General features: G+C 64.4%; 21 protein-coding genes and 1 riboswitch. Of the genes, 6 read left to right on the top strand and 15 right to left on the bottom strand.

Annotation, left to right across the window (positions count from 1 at the left end; translation table 11 throughout):
* Nucleotides 1-137 precede the first annotated feature (137 nt).
* Nucleotides 138-842, top strand: a complete 705-nt coding sequence (locus tag ACSH0F_RS07870) for a hypothetical protein (RefSeq protein ID WP_435201574.1) — start codon at nt 138-140, stop codon at nt 840-842.
* Here ACSH0F_RS07870 and ACSH0F_RS07865 read toward each other — a convergent pair.
* The 12 genes from ACSH0F_RS07865 to ACSH0F_RS07810 all read right to left on the bottom strand — a co-directional run bounded on the left by ACSH0F_RS07865 (nt 839) and on the right by ACSH0F_RS07810 (nt 14,221).
* The gene (locus ACSH0F_RS07865; RefSeq protein WP_435201572.1) at nt 839-1,459 is read right to left on the bottom strand and encodes a trimeric intracellular cation channel family protein; all 621 of its coding nucleotides are present in this window, start codon (nt 1,457-1,459) and stop codon (nt 839-841) included. The two genes, ACSH0F_RS07870 and ACSH0F_RS07865, sit on opposite strands and share 4 nt — an antisense overlap.
* Nucleotides 1,456-2,172, bottom strand: a complete 717-nt coding sequence (locus tag ACSH0F_RS07860) for a PepSY domain-containing protein (protein ID WP_435201570.1) — start codon at nt 2,170-2,172, stop codon at nt 1,456-1,458. The genes ACSH0F_RS07865 and ACSH0F_RS07860 overlap by 4 nt, the downstream gene beginning before the upstream one ends.
* Nucleotides 2,094-3,521, bottom strand: a complete 1,428-nt coding sequence (locus ACSH0F_RS07855; RefSeq protein WP_435201568.1) for an amidase family protein — start codon at nt 3,519-3,521, stop codon at nt 2,094-2,096. The genes ACSH0F_RS07860 and ACSH0F_RS07855 overlap by 79 nt, the downstream gene beginning before the upstream one ends.
* 49 nt (nt 3,522-3,570) lie before the next feature.
* Nucleotides 3,571-4,392 carry a hypothetical protein gene (locus tag ACSH0F_RS07850; RefSeq protein WP_435201566.1) on the bottom strand — a complete coding sequence of 274 codons (822 nt, stop codon included), beginning with the start codon at nt 4,390-4,392 and terminating at the stop codon, nt 3,571-3,573.
* Between the two features lie 73 nt (nt 4,393-4,465).
* Nucleotides 4,466-5,878, bottom strand: a complete 1,413-nt coding sequence (gene lpdA / locus ACSH0F_RS07845) for a dihydrolipoyl dehydrogenase (protein WP_435201564.1) — start codon at nt 5,876-5,878, stop codon at nt 4,466-4,468.
* 2 nt (nt 5,879-5,880) lie between these two features.
* A complete protein-coding gene (locus tag ACSH0F_RS07840; RefSeq protein WP_435201562.1) occupies nt 5,881-6,186 on the bottom strand; it encodes a hypothetical protein in 306 nt (101 codons plus the stop codon).
* Between the two features lie 11 nt (nt 6,187-6,197).
* Entirely contained in the window at nt 6,198-7,454 is a 1,257-nt protein-coding gene (gene odhB / locus ACSH0F_RS07835; RefSeq protein WP_435201560.1) for a 2-oxoglutarate dehydrogenase complex dihydrolipoyllysine-residue succinyltransferase, read from the bottom strand.
* Between the two features lie 41 nt (nt 7,455-7,495).
* Nucleotides 7,496-10,330 (bottom strand): 2-oxoglutarate dehydrogenase E1 component, encoded by a 2,835-nt coding sequence (locus ACSH0F_RS07830; protein ID WP_435201558.1) that lies wholly within the window; start codon nt 10,328-10,330, stop codon nt 7,496-7,498.
* A gap of 100 nt (nt 10,331-10,430) precedes the next feature.
* Nucleotides 10,431-11,321 carry a succinate--CoA ligase subunit alpha gene (gene sucD, locus ACSH0F_RS07825; protein WP_435201556.1) on the bottom strand — a complete coding sequence of 297 codons (891 nt, stop codon included), beginning with the start codon at nt 11,319-11,321 and terminating at the stop codon, nt 10,431-10,433.
* A 97-nt stretch (nt 11,322-11,418) separates the two neighbouring features.
* Nucleotides 11,419-12,381 (bottom strand): malate dehydrogenase, encoded by a 963-nt coding sequence (mdh, locus tag ACSH0F_RS07820; RefSeq protein ID WP_435201554.1) that lies wholly within the window; start codon nt 12,379-12,381, stop codon nt 11,419-11,421.
* Between the two features lie 255 nt (nt 12,382-12,636).
* Nucleotides 12,637-12,978, bottom strand: coding sequence for a hypothetical protein (locus ACSH0F_RS07815; RefSeq protein WP_435201552.1), 342 nt, complete (start codon nt 12,976-12,978; stop codon nt 12,637-12,639).
* 133 nt (nt 12,979-13,111) lie between these two features.
* Entirely contained in the window at nt 13,112-14,221 is a 1,110-nt protein-coding gene (locus tag ACSH0F_RS07810; protein ID WP_435201550.1) for a cell wall hydrolase, read from the bottom strand.
* A 162-nt stretch (nt 14,222-14,383) separates the two neighbouring features.
* Nucleotides 14,384-14,568, top strand: a riboswitch (cobalamin riboswitch).
* 90 nt (nt 14,569-14,658) lie between these two features.
* Between ACSH0F_RS07810 and ACSH0F_RS07805 the strand changes: the two genes are divergently transcribed.
* From ACSH0F_RS07805 to ACSH0F_RS07785, 5 genes are read left to right on the top strand one after another with little or no spacing between them, the layout of a single operon-like run.
* The gene (locus ACSH0F_RS07805; protein WP_435201548.1) at nt 14,659-16,515 is read left to right on the top strand and encodes a TonB-dependent receptor plug domain-containing protein; all 1,857 of its coding nucleotides are present in this window, start codon (nt 14,659-14,661) and stop codon (nt 16,513-16,515) included.
* The gene (locus ACSH0F_RS07800) at nt 16,512-17,324 is read left to right on the top strand and encodes a helical backbone metal receptor (RefSeq protein WP_435201546.1); all 813 of its coding nucleotides are present in this window, start codon (nt 16,512-16,514) and stop codon (nt 17,322-17,324) included. The genes ACSH0F_RS07805 and ACSH0F_RS07800 overlap by 4 nt, the downstream gene beginning before the upstream one ends.
* Nucleotides 17,321-18,274 (top strand): FecCD family ABC transporter permease, encoded by a 954-nt coding sequence (locus ACSH0F_RS07795; RefSeq protein WP_435201544.1) that lies wholly within the window; start codon nt 17,321-17,323, stop codon nt 18,272-18,274. Before ACSH0F_RS07800 ends, ACSH0F_RS07795 begins: the two co-directional genes overlap by 4 nt.
* A complete protein-coding gene (locus tag ACSH0F_RS07790; protein WP_435201542.1) occupies nt 18,271-18,999 on the top strand; it encodes an ABC transporter ATP-binding protein in 729 nt (242 codons plus the stop codon). Before ACSH0F_RS07795 ends, ACSH0F_RS07790 begins: the two co-directional genes overlap by 4 nt.
* Before the next feature lie 14 nt (nt 19,000-19,013).
* The gene (locus ACSH0F_RS07785; protein WP_435201540.1) at nt 19,014-19,313 is read left to right on the top strand and encodes a GCN5-related N-acetyltransferase; all 300 of its coding nucleotides are present in this window, start codon (nt 19,014-19,016) and stop codon (nt 19,311-19,313) included.
* Here the strand turns inward: ACSH0F_RS07785 and ACSH0F_RS07780 are convergent.
* The 3 genes from ACSH0F_RS07780 to thpR all read right to left on the bottom strand — a co-directional run bounded on the left by ACSH0F_RS07780 (nt 19,310) and on the right by thpR (nt 23,592).
* Nucleotides 19,310-20,509, bottom strand: coding sequence for a diguanylate cyclase domain-containing protein (locus tag ACSH0F_RS07780; RefSeq protein WP_435201538.1), 1,200 nt, complete (start codon nt 20,507-20,509; stop codon nt 19,310-19,312). The two genes, ACSH0F_RS07785 and ACSH0F_RS07780, sit on opposite strands and share 4 nt — an antisense overlap.
* Before the next feature lie 116 nt (nt 20,510-20,625).
* On the bottom strand, nt 20,626-22,881 hold the full coding sequence (locus ACSH0F_RS07775) for a M3 family metallopeptidase (protein WP_435201535.1): 2,256 nt from the start codon (nt 22,879-22,881) through the stop codon (nt 20,626-20,628).
* A 165-nt stretch (nt 22,882-23,046) separates the two neighbouring features.
* Nucleotides 23,047-23,592, bottom strand: a complete 546-nt coding sequence (gene thpR, locus ACSH0F_RS07770) for an RNA 2',3'-cyclic phosphodiesterase (protein ID WP_435201533.1) — start codon at nt 23,590-23,592, stop codon at nt 23,047-23,049.
* Nucleotides 23,593-23,615 lie beyond the last annotated feature (23 nt).

Genomic DNA, 23,615 nt, shown 5'->3' with positions numbered 1-23,615 from the left:
CATGTCATCATCACGCGTGCCAGGTGGGGGTGCGCCTTGGGGTTAGATAAGTCATGTTATCCTTTCGCAAATTTACAGCCGTTCCCGCTTTCGTGACGGCTTGTTCTCTGGCAGGCACACCTGCTGCCGCCGCGGACATGCCCGCTCCCGTCAGCGCGTCGCCCATCGAAGCCGCTCCGGGCTGGGCGCCCGGCGCCGACACTTCGGACTACCATCGCCGCTACCGCTATCGCCGCCATCGCGGCGTGAGCGCGGGAGATGTGCTGGCCGGCGTGCTGATCATCGGCGGGATCGCGGCCATCGCGAATGCCGCGAAGAGATCCGACGATCGCCGCTATCGCGACCGCGACTACCGCTATCCGGACCAGCGCCGCGACGACTATCGTCAGGATTACGATGCGCGCGGTGTCGACCGCGCCGTCGAGATGTGCGCCGACGAGGTCGAGCGCAACACACGCATCGGCACCATCGATACCGTGAACCGCACCGCGAGCGGATGGCAGGTCACCGGCTCGCTCTATAATGGCGATGGCTTCACCTGCTCGATCGGGCAGGACGGCCGGATCGACGCCATAGACTATGGTCGCGGCGGATCGGGCTACCAGGGCGCGATGGGCGAGTACGACGACGCGCAGGACTATGACGGGGCGGACCGGCAGGACGATCGCCAGTACGACAGCGATTACTATTCTGCGGCTCGCTCGCGCATGGATGCCAACCCGTTGCCGACCCAAACCGACGCGCAGCCCGCCTATCCGGGCGGTCCTCTGCCCGGCGAAGCGCAAGACGAACCGGAAATTGAATACGGCAACGGCTACAAGGGCGTCGGCGCCGGAAGCTAATACCGCTCGTAAGCCGGCAGCGACAGCTTCCACTGGATGGCGGCCAGCCGCAAGCCGAAGCCGCTTGCGGCGGCGATGATCCACACGGCGCTGCGGGTGAGGGGTACGAACTCGCCCGCGACGGTCAGCGTGGCGGAGAGCGCCGCCGCTGTCACGTAGAGCTCGGGCCGCATAAGGATCGACGGCCTGCCAGCGATTACGTCGCGGATAATCCCGCCGACTGTGCCCGTCACCACGCCCATGACCGCCGCAGGGACGGGCGGGACGCCGTATTGCAGCGCCTTGGCCGTGCCGAGAACGGCATAGGCCGTCAGGCCCAGGCCATCGGCGACGTCAAGCAGCCTGCCGTCCCACCAGCGGGTCGGCGTGAACCACGCCAGGAGAGCGATAGCGAGGCACACCACGGCGACCAGTCCGTCCTCGATCCAGAAGACCGGCGCGCCGATCAGCAGGTCGCGCACCGTTCCTCCGCCGACGCCGGTGAGCAGCGCGAAGAAGGCCAGCGTGACGAAGGTCTGCTTCTCCCGCGCGGCGACGAGCGCTCCAGTGAGGGCGAAGATCGCGACGCCGGCAAGGTCCAGCCAGTCGAGCACCGGGGTCAGCACTTCGGCGTTCACGCAGCGACCTTTGCCTGGGTTGAGACGCGCGCCTTTCGGCGTCGGAACATCAGGATGCACCCGAGCAGCGATCCGATCACGGCCAGAACGGCGAAGAGGATCAGGATCGGGTGATGCGTATCCTCGCGCGTCTCGAGGTCCATGATGTGAAGGCCCCACATGACGTCGAACAGTCGCCACCAGCGCGTGCGGACCGCTTCTATCCGGCCTGTCTCTGTCCCGACGTAGACGTGCGTCCCGCCTTCCAGCGCAACCTGCCAGACTGGCATGGGCCGCCGGAAATCGAATGGCACGTCGTTTGCATCGAATTTAGTTGCACTCGCCACCTTGTCGCCGCCGACTATACCCTGCCGGACAATTCGACGCGCTTCCTGCTCGTCAATGTCATCAAGCGGCTGTCCGCTTGCGCCATCAAAACGATCAATGCTCCCGTCGGGACGGGTGACGGTCGTTATCAGTCTCCCATTCTGCATATAGCTTCGCATTTCGGTCGCTTGCGGCGATCCGTCGAGCTTGAAGGGAATAGGAGCAGGATTGCCGCTAAATCCTTCGTTTGTAGTTTCTAATTTTAGGTGATTGCCGCGCACTTCCTCGATCGGCTTGGCCACCATGACGAGGCCCGTCACGGTCCACATCAGGATGGGCACGCCCACCAGCCAGCCGAGCCAGATGTGCCAATTGGCGAAGCGCCGCATGGTGCGCTGGTGTCCCATGATGTCTCGCCGTCCTCAGCCTGTAGAATTTCCCCGATCGCCTCTGCCGCGGCAATGCAATCGAGATCGCCCCACCTGCGCGAAATCACCTGCATGCCGCAAGGCAGGCCATCGGTGTCGCCCACAGGCAAGACCGTCGAAGGCAGGTTGGGATAGGTCGCCAAGCCCACCCAGCAGAGCGCCGAGCCGCCCGGCACCTCGGCGCCGTCGATGGCGATAGTACCGTCGAACACCCGCCCTTCGCGATGCGGCACGGCGAGTACCGGAGCGGGCGGGGCAAGAACGAAATCATAAGTCTCGAACAGCGCCGCCCATGCGTTCTCGTTGCGCGCCTGCAGGTCGAGCATGTCGAACCAGTCGGTTGCACTGGCCCGTTTGCCATCGGGTGCGGGCGCACCACGCGCCATGGCGACGTTGAGCATGCGCATATAGTCGGCTTGCTGGCGCTCGAGGTCGGGCAGCAGGTTGCTGGATCGCTCTACAATCACCCCCGCATCACCGAGCGCGGCCAGCGCTGCCTCGATAGGTCCCCGCACGGCATGATCGGTCGGGCAGGAGGGATGGTCCAGCAGCGCGAGAATGCGGCATTCGCCTAAAGGCTTGCCACGGGCCCTCAACGGCAGGCTGGCGGTAAGCTCGAGCAGGAGGCGCAGGTCCCCGGCATTGCGTGCCAGTGGCCCGGCGATGGAAAGCGCACCGTCATGGCCGTCCGACCCAGCTATAGCCGGGTGGTCGTGCCCGTGTTTGGAAATCAGACCCCAACTCGTCTTGTGACCCCAGATGCCGCAGAAATGCGCAGGCACGCGCACCGACCCGCCGATGTCAGTACCATATTCGCACGGCACCATCCCACTGGCGACGGCCGCTGCCGAACCGCCCGAGGACCCTCCTGGCGAACGCGCATGATCGTGCGGATTGTTGGTCCGGCCATATACCGGGTTGTTCGATTGCCAGTCGGCAAGATCGGGCGGCACATTCGTTTTCCCGACAAAGACCACGCCGGCGCGCTTTAGGCTCTCCACCACGCGGGCGTCGCGAGTGGCGATGTTCTCCGCGTATTTTTCGTGCCCCCAGGTCGAAGGCAGGCCAGCGATGTCGAAGCTTTCCTTGATCGTCATCGGCACGCCGAACAGCGGCTGATCGGCCCCGGCCTTCGCCACATCCATTGTGCGAGCCCGGTCGAGCGCCCGGTCGAAATCGGTCACGACGACCGCATTGATATGCGCATCGTCCTTCTCAATCCGGGCGATCGCCGCTTCGACCGCTTCATAGGGCGACATCTCGCCGCGGCGGATGGCCGTAGCGGTCTCGACAGCGCCGGCTCTCTTGGTCAGTCTCGGATAGGCCATGCGTTTCTCCCCGCCACCAGTCTAGGCCGCGGGATGTGGCACGCAAGCCTTACTCCGCGACTTGTGGAGCTTTGCTTTCCGCTCGCTCGATTTGCGACAAGGCAATCGCGAAGCCGAGGATCGGGGCGGCACCATAGCCGATAAGCGCGCTGGGATAATTCGAGAGTACGGCAGCGATCGAAAAGCCGAACAGGGTTCCCGCCAGCGCATGCCGCTGGGCCATGGGAGCAAGCAGGGCGTGCAGGATCAGGAGGAAACTCGCGACCAGGCAGGCCAGCAGAGCAAAGGCTGCCAGTGGCTGGACCACCGCGACATCGACCAGCACCCGCTCGACGAAGGGCTGGGCGGGCAATTCCCCGCGCACCCACATGACCAGCGTGGCGAAGAAACCGGCCCCGGCAACTACGCCATCCTTCCAGTCGCGCTTCGCGTTGTAGAGGCCCATGGCCGCGAAGGTGAGCGCCAGCCCGCTCGCGGCGTCGGGCTGGAATGCGGCAGCGAGGATGCCCGCCAGCAGGATCGGAGCCGAATAGTCCTCGTCGCGGGCGGCCAGAACTGCAAGCAACGGTATCGCAAGCATGCCGGCATGCAGCGTGAATGGTCCCAGTGGGAGCCAGCGTGCGATGCCGTTGACATAAGGGCCGGTGAGCAGTGGCAGCGCCAGCAGGACGAGCAGCACGACGATGGCGAAGCGTTGTGTCTTGTTAGACTCAAGCGGGGACGAAAAAGCGATGACTGCGAGGCCGAGCGCAAGCGCCTCGGCATTGACCAACAGGAACGACACGGGCGCGCCCATCAGCCAAAGCGCACCGAGCCCTCCCATGACTGGCAGGGCGAGGGCGAGCAGGCCACCGAAGCCCGCGCGTGTCATTGTAAAACGCTAAGCCAATCACAGCCCGCACCGACGATTGCAACGCTGCGGGCCATGATCGAACTCCTGCGGATCAGACGTGGATGGCTTTGCCCTGCACGGCCATCGCCGCTTCCTTGAGCGCTTCGGAATGCGTCGGGTGGGCGTGGCAGGTGTAGGCGATATCCTCGCTCGTGGCGCCGAATTCCATCGCCTGTGCCGCCTGTGCGATCATCGTTCCGGCGACGTTGTTGATGCACCATACGCCCAGCACGCGGTCGCTTTCGGCTTCCGAGATGACCTTCACGAAACCGTCGGGTTCGTGATTGGTCTTGGCCCGGCTGTTGGCCATCATCGGGAATTTGCCGACCTTCACCTTGGACTTGTCGCCGCCCATCTTCTCGATGGCTTCTTCCTGCGTCAGGCCGACGCCGGCGAATTCAGGCAGGGTGTAGACCACGCCCGGAATGATGTCGTGGTTCACGATGCCGGTCTGGCCCGCGATGTTCTCGGCACAGGCGATGCCTTCGTCCTCGGCCTTGTGGGCGAGCATCGGGCCGGGGACGCAATCACCGATCGCCCAGACGCCGTCCACTGCGGTGCGGAAGTCGTGGTCGGTTTCGATCTGGCCGCGCTTGTTGGTATCGAGGCCGATGTTTTCGAGGCCCAGGCCTTCGGTGTTCGGCTTGCGGCCGATGGACACGAGCACGCAATCCGCCTCCATCGTTTCGCTTTCGCCGCCATCGGCGGGCTCCAGCGTCAGCACGGCCTTCTTGCCCTTGACCTCCACGCCGGTGACTTTGGTCTTCATCTTGAGGGTCATGCCCTGCTTCTTGAAGATCTTGGCCGCTTCCTTGCGCACGTCGCCATCCATGCCGGGTAGCAGCTGGTCGAGGAATTCGACGACCGTCACATCCGCGCCCAGCCTGTTCCAGACCGAGCCCATCTCCAGCCCGATCACGCCGCCGCCGATGACGACCATGGTCTTCGGTACGGCCTTCAGCTCGAGCGCGCCGGTGGAATCCACCACCACACCGCCGTCATTGTCGATTGCGACATTGGGCAGCGGTGTGACAGAAGAGCCGGTCGCAATGATCACGTCTTTCGCCGTGACGGTCTCGTCCCCGACCTTCACCGTATGTGCGTCCTGGAACGTGGCATGGCCCTTCTTCCAGTCGACCTTGTTCTTCTTAAACAGGAACTCGATCCCGCCGGTCAGGCCCTTGACCGCATCGAGGCGCTGCGCGTGCATCTGGTCGAGATTGAGCTTGGGCTCCACGTCGATGCCCATCTCGGCCATCGCGCCGTTGGCGGCGGCGTCGAAGAACTCGGACGCATGCAGCATCGCCTTGGACGGGATGCAGCCGACATTGAGGCAGGTCCCGCCCAGCGTTTCGCGGCTTTCGGCGCAGGCGGTCTTCAGCCCCAGCTGCGCCGCGCGGATTGCAGCGACATAGCCGCCGGGTCCGGCACCGATGACAAGGACGTCGTAGTCGTATTCAGCCATTTCTAACCTTCCGCAGGCGCTGCTGCGCCGCTACCTTCTACACAAATTCTGAGCACTTCTTCGATCCGCGCGCGGTCGATATCGAGATTGCCGTCGGCGGCGAAGTCTTCCGCGAACGTGTCGGCCGAACACTCGCAAGCGGCCGAGATTCGCTCGGCGGCGATACCAGCACCTTCAGCAACGCCCTGGCAGCGCTCAACATATTGAGTGCGCACCTCGCCACTGATGGCGTCACCAGCGATTTCGGTCGCGACGTCGCAGCCGGAAAGTGCCACCAACGCAACACCGCAGAGAGCAATCTTGTTCATGGGATTACTCCTTAAAGGTCGATCAGCATCCGAGTCGGATCTTCGATCGCTTCCTTGATGATCTTGAGTGCGGTCACCGCCTCGCGGCCATCGATCAGGCGGTGGTCGTAGGACAGCGCGATATACATCATCGGGCGGATGACGATCTCGCCATCGACGACCACCGGGCGGTCCTCGATGCGGTGAAGGCCGAGAACGGCGCTCTGCGGCGGGTTGATGATCGGGGTCGACATGAGGCTGCCGAACACGCCGCCGTTCGAGATTGTGAAGGTGCCGCCCTTCATGTCTTCCATCGTCAGCGTGCCGTCCTTGGCGCGCTTGCCGAAGTCGGCGATATCTTTCTCGATCTGCGCAAAGCCCTTGTCCTGCGCGTCGCGGATCACCGGGACGACTAGGCCGTTGGGCGCCGAAACCGCGACCGAAATGTCGACATAGTCGTGATAGACGATCTCGTCGCCTTCGATATAGGCGTTGACCGGGGGGACATCCTTCAGCGCTAGGCAAGCGGCCTTGGCGAAAAAGCCCATGAAGCCGAGGCGGATGTCGTGCTTCTTGGCGAAGAGGTCCTTGTACTTTCCGCGCGCTTCCATGACCGCCGACATGTCGACGTCATTGAAGGTGGTCAGCAGCGCCGCTTCTTCCTGCGCACTCTTGAGGCGCTTGGCGATGGTCTGGCGCATGCGCGTTATTTTAACGCGTTCCTCGCGGCGCTCGCCTACCGGAGCCGATGCGGTCGCGGCCTGTTGCGGCGCGGCGTCGGCGATCGAGTCGCTGCCGTCCTTCTTGGCCTGCGCGGCGGCGATCACGTCTTCCTTGGTCAGGCGACCGTCCTTGCCGGTGCCCTTGATGGTCGAAGGATCGACGCCGTGCTCAAGAACCGCACGGCGGACGGCGGGCGAGAGCGTCTGCGAGGCGTCGGAGGAGGCTGCGGGAGCGGGGCTGGGCGTCGGCGTTTCCGAACGCTCTTCCTGTCCCTCTGCCCGCTCTTCCTTGGCGCGGTCTGCTTCTTCGCCGGTGGCAGCGCCGGTTGCGCCTTCTTCGATCACGGCAATAACGGCGTCGACCTCGACCGTGTCACCGACCGCGACCTTGAACTCCTTGATCACGCCGGCGACTGGTGAGGGGGCTTCGACCGCGACCTTGTCGGTTTCGAGGCTGATAATCGGCTCGTCCACGGCGACCGCATCGCCGACCTGCTTCAGCAGCTCGCCGACGCTCGCTTCGGTAACGCTTTCGCCCAGTGTGGGGACTTTGACTTCGGTGGCCATGTCGTTCGGGTTCCTTCTCTGGCCCTAAACCTTGAAACGGATCAATTGCAGGTGGTGGTCGCGGCGGAGGTGTCGCCGTCGTTCAGACCCAGCGCGATGCCGACCAGCGCTTCCTGCTGGATCTGGTGGCGGCTGGCGTAACCGGTGGCGGGGGAGGCAGCGACCTCGCGCCCGGCGTAGCAGGGGCGCATGCCCTTGTGTCCGGCCTGCTCAGCGGCTTCCTCGATCAGGCGGTCGACGAAGAACCACGAACCGTTGTTCTTCGGTTCTTCCTGGCACCAGACGATCTTTTCCAGATTGGTCATGCGTTTCAGGCGCACGGCCAGCGGTTCGCCGGGGAAGGGGTAGAGCTGCTCGAGCCGCACGATGGATACGTCGTCCAGCCCGGCTTCGTCGCGGCGCTGCATCAGGTCGTAGGCGACCTTGCCACTACACAGTACGAGGCGCTTTATCTTCTTGTCGTCGATCTCGGTCATGTCGGACTTGATCCGCATGAAGTGATGATCGCCCATGAACTCTTCCGCGCTGGACTTGGCCAACGGATGGCGGAGCAGGCTCTTCGGCGTCATGATGACCAGCGGCTTGCGGAAGCCGCGCAGCATCTGGCGGCGCAGGACGTGGAAATAATTCGCCGGGGTCGTGATGTTGCAGACCTGGATGTTGTCGTTCGCGCAGAGCTGCAGGAAACGCTCGAGCCGCGCGGAGCTGTGTTCCGGCCCCTGACCCTCGTAACCATGCGGCAACAACAGCACGAGGCCGTTGGCGCGCAGCCACTTGGCCTCGCCCGCGGCGATGAACTGGTCGATCATGATCTGCGCGCCATTGGCGAAGTCGCCGAACTGCGCTTCCCACATCACCAGGCTTTTCGGATCCGCCATGGCGAAGCCGTATTCGAAGCCGAGTACGCCATATTCGGACAGCGGGCTGTCGTAGACCTCGAACTTGCCGTGCGGCAGCGTCGTGAGCGGGATGTATTTGCGCTCGTCCTTCTGGTCGACCCAGACGGCGTGGCGCTGGCTGAACGTGCCGCGGCCCGAATCCTGGCCGGACAGGCGCACCCCGAAGCCCTCGGTCACGAGACTTCCGAAAGCGAGCGCTTCGCCGGTCGCCCAGTCGAAGCCTTCGCCGCTGGCAAACATCTCGCGCTTGGCATCGAGCACGCGGCCGAGCGTCTTGTGGATCGTGATGTCTTCGGGGACGGTCGTCAGCGTGCGGCCGAGGCTGTCGAACAGCTTCTTCTCGATCCCCGTATCCGCGTTGCGACGCGCGTTCTCCGCATCGGCGGGCTTGTTCATGCCGGCCCAGCGGCCACCGAACCAGTCGGCCTGGTTGGGCTTGTAATTCTTGGCCGCGGCGAATTCTTCTTCGAGCAGGCTAGTGAACTCGTCGATCAGCTGGTCGGCATAGCCCTTCTCGATGACGCCTTCGTCCTCGAGCCGCTTGGTGTAGAGCTCGCTGACCTTGGGATGTTGGCGGATTTCGTCATACATCAGCGGCTGGGTGAATTTGGGCTCGTCGCCCTCGTTATGGCCGAAGCGGCGATAGCACCACATGTCGATTACGATGTCGCGACCGAATTTCTGGCGGTATTCGATCGCCAGCTTGCAAGCGAAGGTTACGGCCTCCGGATCGTCGCCATTGACGTGGAGGATCGGCGCCTGGACGCCCTTGGCCACATCGCTGGGGTAGGGGCTGGAGCGCGCGAATTGCGGGCTGGTGGTGAAGCCGATCTGGTTGTTGATGACGAAGTGCAGGCAGCCCCCGGTGTTGTAGCCGCGCACGCCGGAGAAGCCGAGGCACTCCCACACGATACCCTGACCGGCGAAGGCCGCGTCGCCATGCAGCAGCACGGGCAGGACCTGCTCGTGCTTCTTGAGGTCGTCGCGGATCGCCTGCTGCGCGCGGCTCTTGCCAAGCACGACAGGGTTCACTGCTTCGAGGTGCGACGGGTTCGGCACGAGGCTCATGTGCACGTCGATGCCGTCGAACTCGCGGTCGGTGCTGGTGCCGAGGTGGTATTTCACATCGCCCGAACCGCCGACATCGTCGGGGTTTGAAGACCCGCCGGAAAATTCGTGGAAGATGACCTTATAGGGCTTGCCCATGACATTTGCGAGCACGTTCAGGCGGCCGCGGTGGGCCATACCGTAGATGATTTCGCGCACGCCGAGCTGGCCGCCGTACTTTATCACGGCTTCGAGCGCCGGGATCATGGACTCGCCGCCATCGAGGCCGAAGCGCTTGGTGCCGACGTATTTCTTGCCGAGGAACTTCTCGTACTGCTCGCCCCGGATCACGGCGGCGAGGATCGCGCGCTTGCCCTCGTCGGTGAACTGGATCGTGTCTTCGGGCGTTTCGAACTTATCCTGAAGGAAGCGGCGCTCCTCCGTGTCCGAGATGTGCATGTATTCGAGGCCGACATTGCCGCAATAGGTGGCGCGCAAGGCGTCGTAGAGCTCGCGCACGGTGACCCATTCGAAGCCGAACACGCCGCCGACATAGACCTCGCGGTCGAGCTGGCCGTCGAAGCCGTGCCATTCGAGCTTCAGGTCCTCGGGCACCTCTCGATGCGACAGGCCCAGCGGGTCGAGATCGGCCGCCAAATGCCCGCGTACACGGTAAAGCCGCACCAGCAGCATCGCCCGGATGCTGTCGTCCGCGGCCTTTTCCAGCGCCTTGGGATCGAGCTGCTTGCCTGCCTTTTCCGCCGCCTGCGCGACCGCAACGCGCATCTGCGTGGGGTCGAGCGCGGCGGTCAGATCCGCCTCGCTGTCGACCACTTCGGCCAGCCAGCGCGGGTTGCCCCAACTCGGGCCCTGCTGCGGGCCTTCCTGATCGCCCATCTCGGGCAGGAAATCGTGGCTCTCGTTACCCATCGGGTCCCTTTCGCACCGACCCTATTGTCGGTTCATAATGCCAATGCTTCGGCGATGCGGAAGGCTCCCGGGGAGGAGACGGCCTGTCCGCTGCGAAGGCTCAGGCGAGTTCCTTCAGCAGGCCGTCGAGCGTCGTGCCGAGTTCGGAGGGCGAGGGCGAGACGTGGATGCCCGCCTTTTCCATCGCCTCGATCTTGTCCTCGGCGCCGCCCTGGCCACCGCTGACGATGGCGCCTGCGTGGCCCATGCGGCGGCCCGGAGGCGCCGTGCGGCCGGCGATGAAGCCGACGGTCGGCTTTTCGAGGCCCTTCTTGCGCTGATGCGCGATGAATTCCGCCGCTTCCTCTTCCGCGCTGCCGCCGATCTCCCCGATCATGATGATCGACTTGGTGGCATCGTCCTTGAGGAAAAGGTCGAGCACGTCGATAAAGTTGGTGCCGTTTACCGGATCGCCGCCGATGCCGACTGCCGTGGTCTGGCCGAGGCCGACCATGGTGGTCTGGTGAACGGCTTCATAGGTCAGCGTACCCGAGCGCGAGACCACGCCGACGCTGCCCTGCTTGAAGATGGAGCCGGGCATGATGCCGATCTTGCACTCACCGGGCGTCAGCACGCCGGGGCAGTTCGGGCCGATCAGGCGCGACTTGCTACCTTCGAGCGCCCGCTTCACGCGCACCATGTCGAGCACGGGAATGCCTTCGGTGATGGCGACGATCAGCTCGATCTCCGCATCGATCGCCTCGAGGATCGAGTCCGCAGCGAAGGGCGGCGGCACGTAGATGCACGATGCGGTCGCACCGGTCGCATGCTTGGCTTCGGCGACGGTGTTATAGACCGGCAGGCCGATGTGCTCCGTGCCGCCTTTGCCCGGCGTGACGCCCGCAACCATCTGCGTTCCGTAATCGAGCGCCTGCTGCGTGTGGAAGGTGCCAGTGTCTCCGGTCATCCCCTGAGTAATGACCTTGGTGTTCTTGTTTACGAGGATGCTCATTTTCGATCCTTTCGTCATCCCGGCGAAAGCCGGGATCGCTCTCATATGGGTCGCACCTAGCGGCGCACGACCCCAGCTTTCGCCGGGGTGACGGAAATTACTTCAGGCTTTCGTCGAGCCCCTTGCAGGCTTCGAGAAGCTCTTCGACCGCGTCGGTACTGACCTTAAGGTTGCTCTTTTCCTCGTCCGACAGTTCGATCTCAATCACTTCCTCGGTGCCGCCTGCGCCGATCACGGTGGGGACGCCGACATACAGTCCGTCGAGGCCGTACTTGCCTTCAACATAGCTGGCGCAGGGCAGGACGCGCTTCTGGTCGCCGAGATAGGCTTCGGCCATGCTGATCGCGCTGGTGGCGGGGGCGTAATAGGCTGAACCGTTGCCGAGCAGGCCGACGATTTCGCCGCCGCCGCCGCGGGTGCGCTTGACGATCTCGTCGATGCGATCGGCCGAGACGCCCTTGATCTTGGCATAGTCGTTGACCGGGATGCCGTTGATCGTGGTGTAGCTGGTGACCGGAACCATGGTGTCGCCGTGGCCGCCGAGGACGAAGGCGTTCACGTCCTTCACCGAGACATCGAACTCCCAGGCAAGGAAGGTGGCGAAGCGCGCGCTGTCGAGCACGCCGGCCATGCCGACCACCTTGTTGTGCGGCAGGCCGCTGAATTCTCGCAGTGCCCAGACCATCGCGTCGAGCGGGTTGGTGATGCAGATCACGAAGGCGTCGGGGCAATTGTTCTTGATGCCTTCGCCGACCGCCTTCATCACCTTGAGGTTGATGCCGAGCAGGTCGTCGCGGCTCATGCCGGGCTTGCGCGGGACACCGGCGGTAACGATCACGACGTCGGCGCCGGCGATGTCGGCATAGTCGTTCGTCCCGGTGATCTTCGCATCGAAACCTTCGATCGGGCCGCACTGGCTGAGATCGAGCGCCTTGCCCTGCGGCATGCCCTCGGCAATGTCGAACAGGACGATGTCGCCCATTTCCTTCTTCGCAGCGAGGTGGGCGAGGGTGCCGCCGATCATGCCGGAGCCGATGAGCGCGATCTTCTTGCGTGCCATGTAGGGGAAGGTCCTTGTCCTGTCGCGGGACCGATCATGAAACACGAGAGACCGATAAGTGGGCCATGCCGTAAGTGTCCCGCGAAGGCGGCACGGCACCCGGTCGATTGCGAGTGCGACCTAGGCCCCCGCGCACACGAATGCAACCGGCAATCGGCTGGCTGGTTCACATATCTTTGAGAATGGTTTGCAGTAGCAATAAGCGCTGCTACGCTCGGTTCAACAAGACCTCAACCGGCCATCGCCCGGAAAGTTTCAATAGATGAGCGCGCTCGTTGTATCGAGGCGGCGGACGAGGTCTTCCGCCGCGCGCCGATCCAGCGTCCGGCAGACCTCGAGCCACCATGCGTAGCTCTCCGTATCGCCGGTAAAATGCGCCTGTTCCGCCTGGTTGCGCGCCTCGCGTGCAGCGCCGAGCCCGTGCTGCGCGAAGTGCTTCAGCGCCGCGCGCATCATCGTGTCGAAAGAGCCTTCGACTGCCACGTCGCCGCCGGCCACGCCGTTGTCATTGGCCGCGCGGCCCAGTGCCTTGCGAGCCAGCGCGCGTGCGATCGGCGAATGGGCAGTTGAGCGGGCGGCGGCAAAATGAACGGGCATGGGCAGTTGTCCTGCTTTCTGTGGCGTCGCGCTGCGCCGCGCTGACCCGGCATTAGCGGGATGCACCTAAGCTTGTGTTCCACGGTATGGTTGTGAAGACGTAAATCTTTGTCTTCACTGGCAGACGAAGGGCCTAATCGCTCTTGCCCGGTTCCCTGATCCAGCGCCCGCTGTTCGCATATTCGTCGCGCACGCGACCGGACGAGGGCAGGTTGTCGTTCTTGGGGGGCGCTGCCGTAGCGGGTTTCGCAGGCGCGCCGACCGGTACGTCGGGTGTCCTGTCCGCACCGATGGCGGAATTCGGCGGCGGCGCGGCTGCTGCGACCGGGCCGGGCACGTCGCTCTCGGCGCGGCGCACGGCGGGGGCGGCGGCACCCGGCTCCACACCGGCATAGGCATCGGTGAAGGCGCCCAACCGTCCGGCTGATCCCTTCCAGCGATAAAAGCGATGCGCGCCGATGGTGCGAATGTAATCGAGGCTCGACGCCCAATAGGGATTCACGTAATTCGTATGATAGTGGGTGGCGAGGCCGATGGGGCCGTAGACATCGCCCGCGAGAGCCGCCAACGCGATCGACTGCGCGCGCGCATAGCCGCCGCGCGACGGGGTGCGCCGCATCGATCCGTCGCAGGTAAAGGAGAATTGGCAGCCGGTCTTGCGCTCCGATCCCTGGAAGACGACGCCGCAGACGCTGGCCGGATAGGCGGGGTGCGCCACGCGGTTCAAGACCACCTGCGCCACCGCCTGCTGGCCTTCGTAGCTCTCGCTCGCCGCCTCGTAATAGATCGCCATCGAAAGGCACTGCAGCGCGCGCGCCTTGTCGAGCCCGCCGCCCGACTGCCGGAAGGCCTGCGCCGCCGCGCCCGCGCCGTGGCTCTCGGCGAATTCGACCGTTTCCAGCGTGCCTTCCTCCTCACGAAGGTCGGCGAGGTCGGTGGCGAGGCGGGAGGCGTCTTCGAGGTAATAGAAGGCCGATCCGGGGAAGCTTTCGCCCGCCGTCTCGAACGGCATGGGTGTCAGTGCGACGCGCTCTTCCTCGAGGCCGATAGCACTGCGAAGGTTGGAGCCGAGTTCGCCTTGTGCCGCATAGGTCGGCAGGGCGATGGCAAGCGCGAGCGCCCCGAGACGGATCGTCATCTGCCGCCTGTCTCGCTGACGTTCGGCGCGGCGCTGAGCGCGCGTCGGCGCAGGGCGCGGGCTGCGCTCCGTTCCGATGCCTGCGCTGTCAGCCCTGCTGGCCAAATGCCGCCATCCTTTCACGCTCTGCATAGCCTGTCGCGCGATAGCGCGGGAGAGGCTGCAGGTTCGGGTCCCGCCACGGGACGTCCGTCGCCGCGGCCCTTACCATGCAAATCCTTAATGCGAACTCCATCTTGTGCGCCGCAATATCGCGGTGTAGGGGCGCGCCTGCGTCATGGGTTGGCCTGTTCGCGCAGGCCCGAAGAGGGAAGGAGGTGCGATACCTCCGCTGCCCCCGCAACTGTGACCGGTGAGGCGCGCTCCATCATGCCACTGTCCATGCGGGCGGGAAGGCGGGGCGCAGCCGGCGATCCGGGAGCCAGGAGACCTGCCCATGCGTGTCGTTCAGCCGCGGGCGGGGTGTACCGATGGCAAACGTGGATGCGAGCAATTCCGCTCCCTCCCGTCATGAGCGACGTTTCGCTTTTGATGGAGGTTTTGTGTCCAGGTTTTTCTTCTTACTGACTGTTTCCGCATTTCCATGTGCTGCTTACGCGCAGGACTCTGACGACAACACACTGCTGGGCGTCGAGATTGTCGAGGACCGCGCCGACACCATCACCGTAACCGCCAACGGCCTCGGCACCGATATCGGCAACACCGGCCAGGCGGTCACGATTATCGACCGCGAGGAAATCGAAAGCGTGCAGGGGCCGGATGCGACGCGCGTCCTGCAGCGCACACCGGGCCTGTCGCTCACCCGTAACGGCAGCATCGGCGGCTTTACCGGCGTCAGCATCCGCGGCGCCAATTCGGAGCAGCTGCTGGTGCTGGTCGACGGGGTGAAGGTCAACGATCCGTCATCGCCCTCGGGAGGGTTCGATTTCGGCAATCTCCTTCTGGGCACGACGGGCAAGTTCGACATCCTGCGCGGCTCGAACAGCACCATTTGGGGCTCTGACGCCATCGGCGGGGTGGTCGAGGTGTCGACCCGCGCCGAGAGCGGGCTGGAAGGCAATGTCGAATACGGCTCGCGCGACACGCTCTACGCCAGCGCCGTCGGCGGGCTGAAAGGCGATCGCTACTTCGCCGGGCTCACCGGCTCCTTCTACCGCACGGACGGTTTCTCCGCCGCCGCCTCCGGCACGGAACCCGACGGCTTCGAACAGGTCGCGCTGGGCGGCACCGCGTTTTTCGACGTCACAACGAACCTCGAACTGTTCGCCCATGCCAACTGGAGCGAGGGCACACTCGACATCGATGGCTTCCCGCCGCCGAACTTCGCGCTGGCCGACACGCTGGAAACGCAGGAAACCCGCCGACACTGGGGAGATGTCGGCCTGGCCTATTACGGCAACGACCTCACCCTGCGCGCGGCCTACAGCCTGTCCGACACCGAACGCGACAATCTCGACGATGCGGGCAATGTGACCTTCGCCGGTGACGGCCATTCGGAGCGCGTGCAACTGCGCGGCGAATACCGCGCCATCGGCCCGGTAACGGTGGCCTTCGGCGCGGAGCACGAGTGGAGCGATTATGTCACGAGTTTCGATGCGCCGGGCGAGATCGAAATCTCCGGTGCCTACGTCCAGCTCGGCTTCGCACTGGGCGATATCGCGGCACATATCGGTTCGCGCGTGGACGATCACGAGCTGTTCGGCACGAACGGCAGCTATGGCGCCGATTTGTCCTACGGCCTCGGCAACGACTGGCGCATTCGCGCGAGCGTGGGCGAGGGCTTCAAGGCGCCGACGCTATACCAGCTGCGCAGCTTCTACGGCAATGCGGACCTGCGCCCGGAAGAAAGCACCAGCTTCGACTTTGGGGTGGAGAAAGGTCAACGCGGCCGCGGCGCGCATGTCGCGCTCACCGCCTTCCGGCGCGACACCACAGACCTGATCAACTTCGCTTTCAGCGCGGGTCGGCCGTTCGGTTTCTACGACAACACCGCGCGCGCCCGGGCGCAAGGGTTCGAAGCCGAGGCAGGCTTCGACGTGACCGGCGCGTTCCGGGTGTCGGGCGTCTTCTCTTATGTTGATGCCGAAGACCGTGCGACCGGCCTCGACCTCGCGCGCCGCCCGCGTCACTTCGGCACGCTATATGCCGACTGGAATGCCCCCTTCGGACTGAAGCTGGGTGCGGACTTGCGTTTTGCCGGCGAAAGCTTCGACAATGCCGCCAATACGGTCGCGCTCGACGGCTACGAAGTGCTCGACCTGCGCGCCGCCCTGCCGCTGGGCGATACGCTCGAGGTCTACGGCCGGTTCGAGAACGTGTTCGACGCCGATTACGCGACCGCGCGCGGCTATGCGTCGCCCGGCCGCGGTGCCTTTGTCGGCGTGCGGGCGCAAATGTGATCCGGCTACTGCCCGCGCTGGCCCTGCTGCTCGCCGGATGCGCGAGCGAGGGGCCGGTACGGGCACCCGATCATGAACGGCCGACCATCGTCAGCCTCAACCCCTGCACCGATGCGATCCTGTCCGAGGTCGCAGCGCCCGGCCAGCTGCTCGCAATCTCGCATTACAGCAAGGATCCACGCGCGACCTCGATGGAGCCGGCAGAGGCCGCTCGCTACCGCGCCACGGGCGGCACGGTCGAAGAAATCCTCGCGCTCGATCCCGATGTGGTGGTCGCAAGCAGCTTCATCGCGCCCGCGACGCGCGCTGCGCTTGAGGATCTGGGCGTTGAAGTCGTCACCTTTGGGGCGGCAAGAACAGTCGAGGAAAGTCTCGAACAGGTGCGTGCTCTTGCCGAACTGGCCGGCAACACGACAGCAGGGGAGCACCTTGCAGCTCGGATCGACGAAGCCATCGGTCGCGCAGACGCAGAAGGGCAAGCCATCGAAGCCGCCCTGTGGCAGCCGGGCGGCATCGTCCCCGGCGAGCGCGCGCTCATCAGCGACCTGCTGCGCCGGACCGGCTTCGCCAGTTACGGCGAAGCTCGAGGACTTACTCAGGCAGACTTCCTCGCGCTGGAGCAGGTGGTGGCCGATCCGCCGGAAGTTCTGCTGGTGGCCGGGAGCGGCGAAGGCCAGCGTCATCCCGTGCTCGACCAGCTTCCAGGCATGCGGCGCGAAAATTTCGACACGCGCCTGCTCTATTGCGGCGGTCCGACGGTGATCCGCGCAGCCGAGCGACTGGCCCAAATCCGACGGAGCGTTTCGTGAATCGGGCCGTCCTAATATTCGGCCTGCTGCTCGCAATTGCCCTGCCGCTCTCGCTTCTGGCAGGTCGCGTGTGGCTCTGGCCCGACGCCACGCCCAATGCCGCGATCATCCTCGCAGAACTGCGCCTGCCGCGCGCGCTATTGGCAGTGATCGTGGGAGCAGGCCTGGGTGCGGCAGGGGCGACGATGCAGGGCTATCTGCGCAATCCGCTCGCCGATCCGGGTCTGTTCGGCATCGCACCAGGCGCGGCGCTGGGAGCGGTCGTGGCGTTGTGGTTCGGCTATACGGCGAGCGCTTGGTTGCTGCCACTTTTCGCGCTGCTGGGTGCAGGCGGAGCGATGGCCCTGCTGGCTGCGATTGCCGGACGGACGGGCGGAATAGCATTGTTCACGCTGGCGGGCCTGATGGTCGCCAGCCTTGCGGGAGCGCTGACGGCGCTGGCAATCAGCATGGCGCCGAATGCCTTCGCGATGAGCGAGATCGTCCTCTGGCTGAACGGCGCGCTGACCGACCGCAGCTGGCGCGAAGTCACGCTGGCCGCGCCGCTCGTAGGGCTCGGCGTGCTCCTCCTGTGGCGCACCGGCAAACCGCTCGACGCGCTGACGCTAGGCGAGCCGGTGGCTCGGTCGCTAGGTGTGAATACCGGCGCGCTGCTCTGGATGCTGATTGCAGGCATCGGTCTGACTGTCGGCGCTAGCGTGGCGGTTGCCGGGATCATCGGCTTCGTCGGGCTGATCGTACCGCACCTCGTGCGACCGCTTACCGACAGTCGTCCCTCGCAACTGATCGTGCCGAGCGCGCTCGCGGGCGCACTGCTGGTGCTGGTCGCGGACAGCGCGGTGAGGGTCTTGCCTTTCGTGACGGAACTGAGGCTCGGCATCGCGCTGAGCTTGCTGGGCGCGCCGTTCTTCCTCTGGCTTCTGATACGAATGCGCAGGGGGCCCGCATGATGCTCGCTGCGCGTAACCTCTCAATCGGCGATCGCCTCCATGACGTTTCACTGGCCTTGGAGCCGGGACAGATCACCGCAATCTGCGGCCCGAACGGAGCGGGTAAGTCGACACTGCTCGAGGCGCTGGCGGGTCTGCTCCCGCCGGAAGACGGGGCGGTCGATCTCGGTGACAGCAATCTCGCGACCCTGCACCCGCGTGATCGCGCACAGCGTATCGGCTATCTCCCGCAAACGCATGAAATTGCGTGGGATGTTCCGGTCCGCAGCCTGGTCGAGCTTGGCCGGATGCCGCATGGCGATACCCGCGCGGAGCCGGTCGATGCAGCGATTTCCGCCCTCGACCTCCGACCGCTCGAAAACCGCCGCGCCCAATCGCTGTCCGGCGGCGAGACCGCCCGCGTATTGCTGGCGCGCGTGCTCGCCGGAGAGCCTGCATGGATACTCGCGGACGAACCGCTCGCCGCGCTGGATATCGGACACCAGCTCGCCTTATTGCGTCATTTGCGCGCTGCGGCCGACGACGGCGCTGGCGTGTTGCTGGTGCTCCACGATCTCGCCCATGCGATGAATTGTGCCGATCGGGTCATCGTGCTCAACGAAGGCAGGCTCGCCGCCGACGGAGAGCCGCAAGCGGCATTGGACGTATCGACCCTGCAAAGCGTCTGGAACATCGACGCCCGATGGATCGGCGCGGATGGCAAGCGGGCACTCATCGCCCTCTGAAGGGTTGCCTTCGCATGACCCGATCCGATCTCGAAAACCGATGGTTCGCGCTTACTCGCGATGAAATGCCGAGCCTTGCGCAGGACCGCGGCTGGCCGGTGCATCTCGACCATTGTTTCCAGCGTATCCTGCTGGACAACGCCGTAGGCACAAAATGGAACGAGGAAATTCCCGCGCCCGCCTACCGCAACGCCGAGGATGCCGTGCTGGAGAAAGCGATCGCCTTGGGCCGTGCGGCGATTGCAGGCTCCGAAGACCTGGCCGAACTCAATAGCAACTCGCTGGCGTGGCGCGGTAAGTCGAGGGCTGCCTAGGCCGCGGCACGCGCTTCGAAGCGGGCGACCACGCAATTGCGGCCCCGCTCCTTGGCGACGTAGAGCAGTTTGTCCACTTGCCCCAGCGCGGTGGTCAACGGTAGCCCCCCCGACCATCCCATCACACCGATCGAAGCCGAGATGCGCAAATGCGGCACGTCGCGTACGGGCACGAGTTTCTCGATCGTCTGGCGGAGCTGTTCGGCAAAGGCGCGCCCCGCGCTTTCGTCCGACTGTTCGAGGACAATGGCGAATTCCTCTCCGCCGAGCCGGTAGCTGGTGTAGCCCTTCTGCCGCGCACCTCGCATTGCATTGCGGATGCTGTCGGCAACCGCGACGAGCACTTCGTCGCCCGCCTGGTGTCCGAAGGTGTCGTTGATACATTTGAAATTGTCGAGGTCGATGGACAGGATCGTTCTCGGTCCGTCCGGCTGGCTGAGGTTTCCATAGTCCTCGAATAGCGCGCGGCGATTACCGAGGCCGGTCAAGGCATCGTGGCGCGAGAGATATTCGGCATGGTGCAGGGCGCTTGCCACTTCTTCGTGGAGGTGAAGTTTGTCGACCGCGTCTTCGGCGGCCCGAATGGCCTGGCGTCGCTGCCCGATACCGAATGGAACCGCGCCGATCAGCGGAAGCAGGACTGCCGCAGTGAGCGCCGGTTGCGATCCGCCGCTGGCGATAAAGCTGCCGGCGAGAACGGAGAGTGCGAAAGCGCAGGCGAAACCGACCAGAATCCATGGGACAAGGCCGACCATCGAGCAGATCATGCACACCCCGGTGATAACCAGCACCAGCAGCGCCAGTCCGGCAGGCTCGACAGTCGGTGCAGCGAAGACAGGAAAGGTCAGCAGTCCCCATGACAGTCCCGAAAGGGAAAGGGCGATGCCGGCTAATCTAAAAGCCGCCTCGAAAGGTTCACCTGCTCCAAGCGTTCGGCGAAGGTGGGTGCAGGCCCAGCGGATCAGGCCGATCGAAACCGGCCTGAACAGCAGGGCGATGATGAGCAGGATATCGGGACCGATAATCGTGGCAATAACCAGGCAGAGCGACCAGGCAACAAGGCTCGCTGGTAGCGAATGCGCCTCGCGATCCGCCAGTCCGGATATGATCTCGCGGCGAACTTCTGCCGCCCAGGCGGCATCGCGCGTGACGCACACGCCCAGTCCGTCCTGATCCTTGAATGTGTTCTCCGTCACGCCTTCCGTCCCTTCGGTACGAATAGGCTCGCACCGTTGCGAACCGGTTAACCTCGCAACGAAAAAGAGGCCGGAGCCACAGGACCCCGACCTCTCAAATCAACAGGAAAAAGCGATCAGTTGCCGATCGGCATCGTCGTCCCGCTATCACCGATGGTCGCAGCGCCGTCGTCCGCAACCTCGCTGTCGGCTGCTTCGTCGCCCGGGATTAGCCCGCGCGCTTCGAGCATCGGGCCGACTTCGGGCGCGCGGCCCATGAAGTTCTGGAACATCTGGTAGTAGTCCATCGTCCCGCCGCGGCTCAGCACGGTAGCGCGATAGTGATCGCCGTTCTCGCGGGTGAGACCGCCATTGTCGAGGAACCACTTGCGGCTGTCGCGGTCGAGCATCTCGGTCCACAGATAGCTGTAATATCCTGCCGAATAGCCGGCGGGTCCGCTGAAGATGTGGTTGAAATAGCTGCTGCGATAGCGCGGCGGCACGAGGTCGATCTCGAGACCGAGCTCTTCCAGCGCCTGACGCTCGAACGCGTCGACCTTGGCCGGTGTGTCGATAGCGGCGGCTTCCGCCGGAGACAGCGCGCTCCACTTCATGTCCAGCAGGGCAGCTGCCACGACCTCGCCGAAGTCGTAACCCTGGTTGAACTTCGACGCGGCTTCGATCCGTTCGATCATCTCGGTCGGGATGGTCTCGCCCGTCTCGTAATGCTTGGCGTAGTTCGAAAGGACCGACGGATAGGTCGCCCACATCTCGTTCACCTGGCTCGGATATTCGACGAAATCGCGCGCCGTGGCGGTGCCGGACAGGCTCTCGTACATCTGGTCCGCGAAGAAGCCGTGCAGCGCATGGCCGAATTCGTGGAACAGTGTGTTGACGTTGTCGAAGCTGACCAGCTGCACCTCGCCTGCCGGGGCCTTCGGGATGTTCAACACGTTGTAGATGACGGGCTTGTTGCCCCACAGGTCGCTCTGGTCGACGAAGTTGCTCATCCACGCGCCGCCGCGCTTGGACGGGCGCTGGAACGGATCGAAATAAAACAGGCCGAGCTCCGATCCGTCGCGGTCGAACACCGTATAGGTGGTGACGTCCGGGTGATAGACCGGGATGTCGGTCCGCTTCTCGAAGCTAAGGCCGTAAAGCTGGTTGGCAGCGTAAAAGACGCCATCTTCCAGCACCTTGTCGAGCTGGAAATATTCCATGACCGCGTCTTCATCGAGCTGGAAGTTCTCGGCCTTCACCTTGTTGGCATAGCGATACCAGTCCCACGGTTGCACTTCGTAATCGCCGCCGTCGGCTGCGATCGCGGTGTTCAGCAGGGCCGCTTCGCGCCGCTGGGTCGCGGCGAGGGCGGGGACCATCTGCTCCATGAAATTGAGTGCGGTTTCCGGCTTCTCGGCCATGCGATCCCACATGGCGTAGGTCGCCCAGTCGGGCTCGCCGAACAGCGCGGCTTTCTCGGCGCGCAGGGCCGCAATCTGGCGGACCTGGTCGCGCGTGTCGAACCCGCGCTGGCCGTCGGCGCGGTGGTAGGACAGCTTGAACAGCTTCTCCCGCGTCGCCCGGTTCTCCAGCGTCGGCAGGAGCGGCTGCTGCGTGGTGTTCTGCAGGGCGAGGGCGAACTTGCCCGGCTGGCCCTTCTCTGCGGCAAGTTCCGCCGCAGCTTTGATGTCGGCTTCCGACAGGCCCGCCAGCTCCTCGCGCGTGTCGACGATCAGCGGCTGGTCGCTCATGGCGGAGCGGACGGTCTGGCCGAACTCGGTCGTGATTTCGGACAGCTGAGTGTTGATCTGCTTCACGCGTTCACGCTGGGCGTCGGTCAGCATGGCGCCTGCATGGACCATGCCTTCGTAGGTATCCTCAAGCAGCTTGGCATCTTCGGGCGTCATCGTCATCGCGGCGCGGTTGTCGTAGACCGCCTTCACGCGGGCGAAGAGCTCGGGGTTGAGGGTGATGCTGTCGGAATGGGCGGTCAGCTTGGGGCTGATTTCGGTGTTGATCTCGTCCAACCGGTCGGTGGTGTTCGATCCGGTCAGCGCGAAGAAGACCGTTGCGACGCGGCCCAACATGCGGCCCGATTTCTCGAGCGCGACAATCGTGTTCTCGAAGGTCGGCGGGGCGGGATTGTCAATGATCGCCTGGATTTCGGCTTGGTGGATTGCCATGCCCTGCTCGAATGCCGGCATATAGTCGTCTTCCGAAATCTTGGTGAAATCGGGTGCCTTGAACGGCAGGGTGCTTTCGCTGGCGAAATAGCCGGTGGCCTGCGGGACTTCATTGGCTTCGGCCATGGTCTCGATTTCTCCTCCGGGGGTGGTGGTGCAGCCTGCGGCAAGTGCGGCGAGGGCGGCGGTGGCCAGGATCTGGGCCTTCATAGTATCTCCCTTGGACCGGGCAGGGTTATGCCTGACCGGATAGATAGAATTGCGATACGCGCTTGGACCGGATTGCGTGGCTTGGAGCAAGCGAACGCATGTCGCCGGTCGGCGCTTGTGCACGCTTTATCGAACGGCATCGGGCCTTGCGGGTTCCTGAATGGCTCAGGCTACCGCGCCGAGCGGATAATCGACAACTTCGGTGTAGAGCGATCCTTGCTCGCGCAAGTGGCTCTCGAACAGACCGAAGGAGCTCGCTTGCCAGCTACCGAAACGGGTGGTCGCAGTGTCGGCGAGGAAGCTGCCGACCGGGCCGCTGGACGAATTGAGCCGCGCCAGGGTGACGTGAGGCATGAACTTGCGGTGTTCGGGCTCGATCCTCACGCTCTGGCAAATGCGTTCGATCTTCTTCTGCAGACGCCGGAGTGCCTCGTTCGGCTCGACACCAGCCCAGAGCAGGTGCGGTTTGCCCTTGCGTTCGAAAACGCCCGTACCGACCAGCTCGATTTCGAAAGACGGCATGCGCAAGTCGCCGAGCGCTTCGGCAAGATCGTTTGCGCGGTGCCTGTCGACCTCTCCGACATACCGCAAAGTGAGGTGCAACTGGTCGTCATCCTGCCAGCGCGCGCCTGTCACTCTCTCCATACTGTCGATCAGTCGGTCGCGAACAGGAGGCGGAGGGCGCAATGCGATGAACAGACGGTGGGTCATACCTCGCCCTTACATAACGCGCT

Origin of the sequence: Qipengyuania sp. 902 (assembly GCF_051195295.1) — a bacterium.
In the GTDB taxonomy this organism is placed as follows: Bacteria; Pseudomonadota; Alphaproteobacteria; order Sphingomonadales; family Sphingomonadaceae; genus Qipengyuania.
The sequence above is the reverse complement of the archived record's forward strand: the minus strand, read 5'-3'. Positions and strand labels throughout refer to the sequence as shown.

Excerpts from the sequence above, each read along its gene's own strand:
- ACSH0F_RS07870 (WP_435201574.1), top strand. The coding sequence starts at position 138 with ATGCCCGCTCCCGTCAGCGCGTCGCCCATCGAAGCCGCTCCGGGCTGG.
- ACSH0F_RS07860 (WP_435201570.1), bottom strand. The coding sequence starts at position 2,172 with ATGGGACACCAGCGCACCATGCGGCGCTTCGCCAATTGGCACATCTGG.
- ACSH0F_RS07855 (WP_435201568.1), bottom strand. The coding sequence starts at position 3,521 with ATGGCCTATCCGAGACTGACCAAGAGAGCCGGCGCTGTCGAGACCGCT.
- ACSH0F_RS07850 (WP_435201566.1), bottom strand. The coding sequence starts at position 4,392 with ATGACACGCGCGGGCTTCGGTGGCCTGCTCGCCCTCGCCCTGCCAGTC.
- lpdA (WP_435201564.1), bottom strand. The coding sequence starts at position 5,878 with ATGGCTGAATACGACTACGACGTCCTTGTCATCGGTGCCGGACCCGGC.
- ACSH0F_RS07840 (WP_435201562.1), bottom strand. The coding sequence starts at position 6,186 with ATGAACAAGATTGCTCTCTGCGGTGTTGCGTTGGTGGCACTTTCCGGC.
- odhB (WP_435201560.1), bottom strand. The coding sequence starts at position 7,454 with ATGGCCACCGAAGTCAAAGTCCCCACACTGGGCGAAAGCGTTACCGAA.
- ACSH0F_RS07830 (WP_435201558.1), bottom strand. The coding sequence starts at position 10,330 with ATGGGTAACGAGAGCCACGATTTCCTGCCCGAGATGGGCGATCAGGAA.
- sucD (WP_435201556.1), bottom strand. The coding sequence starts at position 11,321 with ATGAGCATCCTCGTAAACAAGAACACCAAGGTCATTACTCAGGGGATG.
- mdh (WP_435201554.1), bottom strand. The coding sequence starts at position 12,381 with ATGGCACGCAAGAAGATCGCGCTCATCGGCTCCGGCATGATCGGCGGC.
- ACSH0F_RS07815 (WP_435201552.1), bottom strand. The coding sequence starts at position 12,978 with ATGCCCGTTCATTTTGCCGCCGCCCGCTCAACTGCCCATTCGCCGATC.
- ACSH0F_RS07790 (WP_435201542.1), top strand. The coding sequence starts at position 18,271 with ATGATGCTCGCTGCGCGTAACCTCTCAATCGGCGATCGCCTCCATGAC.
- ACSH0F_RS07785 (WP_435201540.1), top strand. The coding sequence starts at position 19,014 with ATGACCCGATCCGATCTCGAAAACCGATGGTTCGCGCTTACTCGCGAT.
- ACSH0F_RS07775 (WP_435201535.1), bottom strand. The coding sequence starts at position 22,881 with ATGAAGGCCCAGATCCTGGCCACCGCCGCCCTCGCCGCACTTGCCGCA.
- thpR (WP_435201533.1), bottom strand. The coding sequence starts at position 23,592 with ATGACCCACCGTCTGTTCATCGCATTGCGCCCTCCGCCTCCTGTTCGC.